This window comes from Corallococcus sicarius (assembly GCF_003611735.1).
Classification (GTDB): domain Bacteria; phylum Myxococcota; class Myxococcia; order Myxococcales; family Myxococcaceae; genus Corallococcus; species Corallococcus sicarius.
Genome location: NZ_RAWG01000111.1, coordinates 20,747 through 27,032, shown reverse-complemented (window position 1 = coordinate 27,032; position 6,286 = coordinate 20,747). Strand labels below are relative to the sequence as shown.

Here is a 6,286-nt window from a genome sequence, read left to right as displayed (position 1 = left end):
CGGCCCCGCCACGCGCACCTGGAGCGCCAGCGGAGGAAACACCGGATCCGACGCGGCGAACGCGCTCAAGAGGCGCGCGTCCCCCGACACCCGCTCCGGTGCCGTCTGCGCGAGGAAAGGCCCCAGCCGCCGACGTTCCTCCACCGTCAGCGCCGCGTCCCCGAGCAACCCATCCACCCTTGCGTACGTCAGTCCCGGCAGGCCGTAGAGCGCTGAGCGCGAGGCGTGCCTTGGATCCACGCCCGAGCGCCGCAGCACCGTCAGCGCCGCGAGTGTCTCCGCCGTGATGGCGCCGTCCTCCTTGAGCGCGAACAACGCCTGCTCATGGGAGTCCTCGGGCTCGACCTCGTAGGACGCGGCGTGCGCCGCGACGGACAGCACCCATAGGAACAGCCACACGCAGCAGAGGACGGAACGCACGCGGCGGGCCCTCTGCACGAGCGGGACCACCCTTCCCTACAAGGCGGCCTCCACGTCGGGTCCATCCCTTCGGCGGACCGGGCGTCCAGGGAAGGGACGGCGTGCGTCGCTCCTTCGGCCAGTTCGTCAGGCGGTGCGGCTATGCTGGGGGCCACATCTTCGCGAGGGCCGACGTTCCGGCCCGCAAAACAGCTCATGGGCCACGTCCACATCCTCCGTCACTTCCCCTCTCCCCAGGAGGGCTTCAACCGCACCGTCCGCATCTACACCCCGGACACCTACGACGCCCGGGGAGACCACCGCTTCCCGGTGCTCTACATGCACGACGGGCAGAACGTCTTCGCGCATCCGGAGTCCGCCGTCTTCGACACGTGGTGCGCCAACCGCGTCGTGGAAGAGGGCGTGAGCGCGGGGCGGATGGAGCCGTGGATCATCGTCGCGGTGGACTCCGGGCCGGGCCGCTTCCAGGAGTACTCGCCGTGGGACGAGCCGCGCAACGGCGTGTCCGCGCGCGGCGAGGCCTATGGACGCTTCCTCGTGGAGGAGCTCAAGCCGTACATCGACCGGACGTACCTCACGCGCGCGGGCAGCCAGTGGACGGGCACGATGGGCTCGTCGCTGGGCGGGCTCATCTCGCTGTACCTGGGGTGGCGGTTCCCGCACGTGTTCGGCCGCATCGGCGCGCTGTCGCCCACGGTGATGTGGAGCGAGGGCCGGCTGTTCGACGCGTGGCGCGCGCACAGCGAGCGCTGGACGCGCATCTACCTGGACGCGGGCGCCACCGAGTACATCCACGCGGGCGGCATTCCACTGGACTACGGCCAGGGCACGCGCGACTTCTTCCACCACCTCAAGCACCTGGGCTACGGCGACCACGAGGTGTCGCTGGTGCTGGAGCCCGGCGGCGAGCACCACGAGAAGGACTGGCAGCGCCGGCTGCCGGGCGCCATGCAGTGGCTCCTCGGTTGAGCCCGCGCCCGTGACGCGACAACCCCGGTCGGTACCGCCCGAGCAGCGGCACATCTACATGCAGGTGGTGGAGGGGCTGCTCCAGCATGGTCTGCGCGGTCGGGTGTCCCCCCGCCTGCGGGAGCGGCTGCGTCTGGCCGGCGTGGACCTGGACCGGCCGCTGTTGCCGCTCTACCCGGTGCCGCTCTGGGCGCGGTGCCTGAACATCATCATCGAGGAGGTCCACCCCGGCGTTCCCCGCGAGGAGGCCTTCCGCCGGCTCGCCCGGGCGCACGTGGAGGGCTACGGGGCCACGCTGCTGGGGCGCGCGGTGATGAGCGTGATGCGGATGCTGGGACCGAAGCGCGTGGTGCAGCGGCTGCCGGAGACGCTGCGCGGCACGGACAACTACACGGAGGCGGTGCTGACCGAGCGCGGCCCCACGAGCTACGAGCTGCGCGTCAACTCCGTTGTCGATGCGCCCGGCTACGCGGAGGCGCTCTTCGAGGCGGTGCTCCAGGTCGGCGGCGCGCAGGAGCCCCAGGTGACGAAGGTGCGCGAGGAGGACGACGGCACGGTGTACGCGCTCACCTGGACGGAGCGCTGAGGCGCGCCGCTACACCGTGGCCTGGATGAAGCGCACGGCGTCCTGCATCGACTCCTTGTCCGCGTGGCGGGTGAGGTACATCTCCTCGCCCAGGAGGCTGTGGTAGATGGGCGGCAGGTCGCGGTGGACGAGGAGCGAAGTGCCCAGCCGCTCGACGATCTGCGCGTGGGTGTGGCGGTAGCGGCGGCCGAAGCGGCGGGCGCTGTGGCAGACGTGGTGGCGCGGCGTGTACTGGAAGTCCGCCACCGGGTCGTTGGTCACCACGCGAGCCCAGAGCCGGTACACGTCGATGTCACACGTGTAGTTCATCATGTCCGTCATGAAGCCGCCGGGCGGGCGCAGGTTGGCCTCCAGCACGACGAAGCGGCCATCAGGCAGCCGGAAGAACTCCAGGTGGAACCAGCGCTCGCGCAGGCCGAAGGCGGCGACGACCTGACGGCCCAGCACGTCGAGCGCGGGGGGGATGGTCTGGAGGCTCCAGAAGGAGATGTCGCGCCGTTCGGTGACGGTCTCCATGCCGCCGTCGCTGTACTCGTGGCTGAGCGTGAAGACGATGGCGCCGTGGCGGTCCACGATGCCGTCGTAGGTGACGATGGTGCCGCGCACGAAGGGCTGGGCCACGTAGGAGGTGGGTAGCGGGTGGGCGAGCGCGGCGTCCACCTCCGCGTCGGTGGTGACCTTGAAGGTGTGGGCGGCGCCCACGCCCACGTCGGGCTTGAGCACGAGCGGGTAGCCCACGCGGGCGGCGAAGGCCTTCACCTGGTCGGCGTCGCGCACGCGCAGGAGGTCCGGGTGGGGGACGCCGGAGGCGTGGAAGACCTCGGCCATGCCGGACTTGGAGCGCAGCTTGAGGATGTCGGCGGGCTGGAGGCCGGGCGCGTGGAAGTCCTCGCGCAGGCGGGCTTCGACTTCGAGCCAGGACTCGTTGAGGGACTCGATGCGGTCCACGCGGCCGTGGCGCCAGGTGAGGTAGCCGGTGGCGCGCACGAGGGCGTCGTAGTCGGTGAGGCTGGGGACGAAGAAGTATTCGCGGAGGGACTCGCGCAGCTCCGGCCGCAGGGATTCGTAGGGCGTGTCACCGATGCCCAGCACGGACACGCCGCGCTCGCGCAGGGCGACGGCGAAGTGGAAGTAGTGGGTCGGGAAGTGGGGGGAGATGAAGACGAAGTTCATGGCTCCTGGCGGGCGGGGCCACCGCTGGGGGGGACCATAGCGGCACCTCCCCCGCCCTTGAAGCCCGGTGGGAAACACTGTCCACCGGCAGGACTCGCCGACCCGGGTCTACCGTGGGAACACTGGCGCCATGGCGCAGGATTCCGAGGGGTTTGCCCGGGCCCGGGAACAGATGGGGCAGCACACCATCCCGGAGCTCATCGACCTGCTGGAGAGCGAGGACGTGCGAACGCGCTTCCTGGCGGAGATGTGCCTGAGGGATGCGACGTCCACCTGACTCCACTTCCAGCCCGCGGGTCCGCGGGCCGAAAGGGAGGCGGCGGTGAAGGAGTGGCGCGACTGGTGGGCCGCGCACCGGGGCACGTTCAAGAAGCGCTGGGGCTCCAGGAGGTAGGCGCGGCCGAATCAGCCGGTTCGCGTCAGGTGCTTTCGCGCGAGGAATTCGGTGTTCTCAGCGACCCCGAGGGCCAGCGCATCCTTGATGGTTTCATCGAAGGAGTGCTCATCGTATCCCTCGATGCGTTCCGCGGGCACCAATCCCGTCCTCACCAGGTCGAGCCATCGCAGGAGTACGTGAAGGGCTGTACTCCGCACCCTGAAGTCTTCGTGAGTGCAGAGGCTGGGAACAGCCAGATTGAAGCGCTTCAGGCCCCAGCCTCTCATGATGGAGGCCATCAAGAGGGCATTTCGGAGCTGCCTGGGAGTCCCATCTCTTTTCTCGATGATGTTCATCAAGAAGTCGAAGGACGCTTCCTTCAAGGACGCGAATTCGTCTTGAACGGGATAGGGAAGAAAGTCTTCCCGGGCCAGTTCCGCCTTGAGTCGTCGCCATGGGCTCTTGGGCGTGTTCATGAGGAAGCGCAGGTGCGGCTCAGTCCGCCTTGCTCCATTCATCAAGACCTACGGCCACAAGCTGGGCTCGCACAATCGCCACTGCGGACGGGTCCAATTCAGCACCGCCACCCACCGCATAGACATCGTTCAGAACAAACGCGTAGTCACGGCGCGTGACATGACTCACGACCTCCGCAAGATTCCTATTGGACATGTGCGGATACAGCACAACCAGAAGTGGCAGATAGTCGGCCTCTGACAGACCGCCTGGGAAGGCCCTATTAATCAGAGCCACAGTATTCACAAGATAGGATGGACTATTCATGGCGCTTGGAGCCACCTACCACCGGCACCAGTCGCTCGCGGACTTCGGCCAGGAACTGGGTCAGGCCGACATGCGCCCCTCGGGACTGAAGCATTTCGAGTGGCGTGTCGCGCAGGCACTCAAGCTCGCGCTCAGCCTTACCGGACGTGAGTTCATCCAGCGCCTTCTTGGCGTCGTTCTTGGCGCCGTGTTCGCGCGCAGTCAGTCGATGGGCATCGCGCACAGGGTGGAATGAGAGTCGCTGCTCCACCGCACGAAGGGCTTCCACTTCATTCTCCCGGGCATCGAAGCCGGCGAGAACCCAGCACTCTCGCTTGGGCTCCGCGACACCGATAACCACATGAAACGGCCAAGCGCTGTTATCCCGCGCCTGTTCCAGACCTATTCGCCGGCGCGGATCTCCATCGCTGTCACGAATGAGCATGACGGCATCCGGAACCTTGTCCGCCGTCATGAACAGCATGAGCGCGCGTCGAGCCACCAGAGCATCAGGCTCGCCGGGCCTCCCGCCGAAATGGCCAAAGAGTCCCTTGAGCCCCGCTTTGTCGGCCTCATCCTTCACCGAGGCCCACCTCAGGAAGGCTTCGTCCGAGGTCCGCCCCTGCCAGCGGCGCTGCGTATCCAGCATTCCGTCATCGAGCCAGTCAATGGCATCCACCAGAACACGGTCCGCAAGCGTACAGGCTGTTTCCCGGTCTGCGAGGGCCTCACAAACCACACCCAACTCGTATGCGGACTCACTCATGTGGCGCGGACGCGGGCACCTTCTCGATCCAACTCTCGCCCACGGTGCTCCAGAATTCACCCGGGCTCATCAAGTCCTTCCACTTCTCGAAGTCGGGATGCGCGGTAAGTTTTTCGCAGCGCGCGAACCCGTTCTCAGCCAGGAAGGTCATCCGAACTTCCTCTGGCCTCAGGTAGTTCAAGATGAAGGGAGAGTGACTGGTCGCCACGATCTGCAACTCAGGGTCGTTCTTCTGGATGGTGCGCAGAACTTCGATGAGTTTTCCCTGCGCCGTGGGATGAAGTGACAGCTCAATATCATCAAGCAACACCAACCTCGGCCGTCGAGGCCCCATCAAGACCGTCAGGAGACCGAGCACCATCAGAGTCCCCTCGCCTGCGGAACCCGCTGATACACCCTTCGCCCCCTTCATGTCCAAGACGACCTGGCTGCCCCAAAGCTTGCGTCGGTCGGAAACTTGGTGCTTCTGATCATCAAGAGCAATGGTGCGAACTGAATCCTGCTCAACTGCCGCCCGCTCGATCCGAATTCGGACCACGGACGGAACGACCTTTCTCAACGCTGCTTCAATCTTTTCAAACACTTCATCCTGGCTCAGCTTGAGATACGCAAGCACGGAGCCAAGCCCTTCTCCATCTTCGTCCAGCTGCGGAATTGCTTCATCGCTGTAGGACGCCTCAGCGAGTCGGTGCAACTCAAGCCTCAAGACACCACTTGAAGACAATGCATCCACAAGCGCCTTCTTCGCCTCGGCCATGCTCGTGTATCGATCAATCACATCTTGTGACTGAACAATATTAGCCGGGTATTGGGGCAGCTCTTTGACGGCAAGCGTTCCCCACTGCCCAAAAACATCGACGGGTGTTTCATCATCGACACTCTTTTGCTCGTCTACCCTGGCAACGAGGTGAGCTGCTCCGTGAACTCCCTGCCAAGTCCCCCATGCATGCCATTCAATGGGGCCTGTTTCACCATGAGAACGACCCATCAACTTGTATGCGGGCTGAGGCACCCCGCCTGTGTCTGGCGACGGCACAGAGAGCGACTTACCTAGGCTTTCGGCCCCAGTTTCCGAGATAATCCGAAGCCCCTCCAGCAGCGTCGTCTTCCCCGACGCATTGGGCCCCACCAGCACCGTGAACGGCTCAAGCTCCAGATCGAGCGAGCGGTACGCCTTGAAGTTGCGAAACTGCACCTTCTCGATCACGCGTGCACCCTCCCCTGCCCTGCGACC

General features: G+C 65.6%; 8 protein-coding genes and 1 pseudogene. 3 read left to right on the top strand and 6 right to left on the bottom strand.

The window, feature by feature from the left end:
- Nucleotides 1-420 (bottom strand): annotated as a pseudogene (locus D7X12_RS18750) (hypothetical protein); the annotation flags it as partial.
- 195 nt (nucleotides 421-615) lie between these two features.
- Between D7X12_RS18750 and D7X12_RS18745 the strand changes: the two are divergent.
- Both D7X12_RS18745 and D7X12_RS18740 read left to right on the top strand, forming a co-directional pair.
- The gene (locus D7X12_RS18745; protein ID WP_120626638.1) at nucleotides 616-1,389 is read left to right on the top strand and encodes an alpha/beta hydrolase; all 774 of its coding nucleotides are present in this window, start codon (nucleotides 616-618) and stop codon (nucleotides 1,387-1,389) included.
- Between the two features lie 10 nt (nucleotides 1,390-1,399).
- Nucleotides 1,400-1,975 carry a DUF2378 family protein gene (locus D7X12_RS18740; protein WP_244224633.1) on the top strand — a complete coding sequence of 192 codons (576 nt, stop codon included), beginning with the start codon at nucleotides 1,400-1,402 and terminating at the stop codon, nucleotides 1,973-1,975.
- Between the two features lie 9 nt (nucleotides 1,976-1,984).
- On the opposite strand, the gene D7X12_RS18735 is transcribed toward D7X12_RS18740, so the two are convergent.
- Nucleotides 1,985-3,148 (bottom strand): ATP-grasp domain-containing protein, encoded by a 1,164-nt coding sequence (locus tag D7X12_RS18735; RefSeq protein ID WP_120626636.1) that lies wholly within the window; start codon nucleotides 3,146-3,148, stop codon nucleotides 1,985-1,987.
- Nucleotides 3,149-3,278: 130 nt separating this feature from the next.
- Between D7X12_RS18735 and D7X12_RS42925 the strand changes: the two genes are divergently transcribed.
- Nucleotides 3,279-3,425, top strand: a complete 147-nt coding sequence (locus D7X12_RS42925; RefSeq protein ID WP_158620073.1) for a hypothetical protein — start codon at nucleotides 3,279-3,281, stop codon at nucleotides 3,423-3,425.
- A gap of 128 nt (nucleotides 3,426-3,553) precedes the next feature.
- Here the strand turns inward: D7X12_RS42925 and D7X12_RS18730 are convergent, their stop codons facing one another.
- The 4 genes from D7X12_RS18730 to D7X12_RS18715 form a co-directional block, all read right to left on the bottom strand.
- The gene (locus D7X12_RS18730) at nucleotides 3,554-4,000 is read right to left on the bottom strand and encodes a hypothetical protein (protein ID WP_147443716.1); all 447 of its coding nucleotides are present in this window, start codon (nucleotides 3,998-4,000) and stop codon (nucleotides 3,554-3,556) included.
- Between the two features lie 19 nt (nucleotides 4,001-4,019).
- Nucleotides 4,020-4,307 carry a DUF3349 domain-containing protein gene (locus D7X12_RS18725; protein ID WP_120626634.1) on the bottom strand — a complete coding sequence of 96 codons (288 nt, stop codon included), beginning with the start codon at nucleotides 4,305-4,307 and terminating at the stop codon, nucleotides 4,020-4,022.
- Nucleotides 4,300-4,965, bottom strand: a complete 666-nt coding sequence (locus D7X12_RS18720; RefSeq protein WP_244224632.1) for a hypothetical protein — start codon at nucleotides 4,963-4,965, stop codon at nucleotides 4,300-4,302. Before D7X12_RS18720 ends, D7X12_RS18725 begins: the two co-directional genes overlap by 8 nt.
- A 79-nt stretch (nucleotides 4,966-5,044) precedes the next feature.
- On the bottom strand, nucleotides 5,045-6,259 hold the full coding sequence (locus tag D7X12_RS18715) for an AAA family ATPase (protein WP_120626633.1): 1,215 nt from the start codon (nucleotides 6,257-6,259) through the stop codon (nucleotides 5,045-5,047).
- Nucleotides 6,260-6,286: the final 27 nt, after the last annotated feature.

Bases quoted from the DNA above. Each gene is read 5' to 3' on its own strand.
- D7X12_RS18745 (WP_120626638.1), top strand. From the start codon at position 616: ATGGGCCACGTCCACATCCTCCGTCACTTCCCCTCTCCCCAGGAGGGC.
- D7X12_RS18735 (WP_120626636.1), bottom strand. From the start codon at position 3,148: ATGAACTTCGTCTTCATCTCCCCCCACTTCCCGACCCACTACTTCCAC.
- D7X12_RS42925 (WP_158620073.1), top strand. From the start codon at position 3,279: ATGGCGCAGGATTCCGAGGGGTTTGCCCGGGCCCGGGAACAGATGGGG.
- D7X12_RS18730 (WP_147443716.1), bottom strand. From the start codon at position 4,000: ATGAACACGCCCAAGAGCCCATGGCGACGACTCAAGGCGGAACTGGCC.
- D7X12_RS18725 (WP_120626634.1), bottom strand. From the start codon at position 4,307: ATGAATAGTCCATCCTATCTTGTGAATACTGTGGCTCTGATTAATAGG.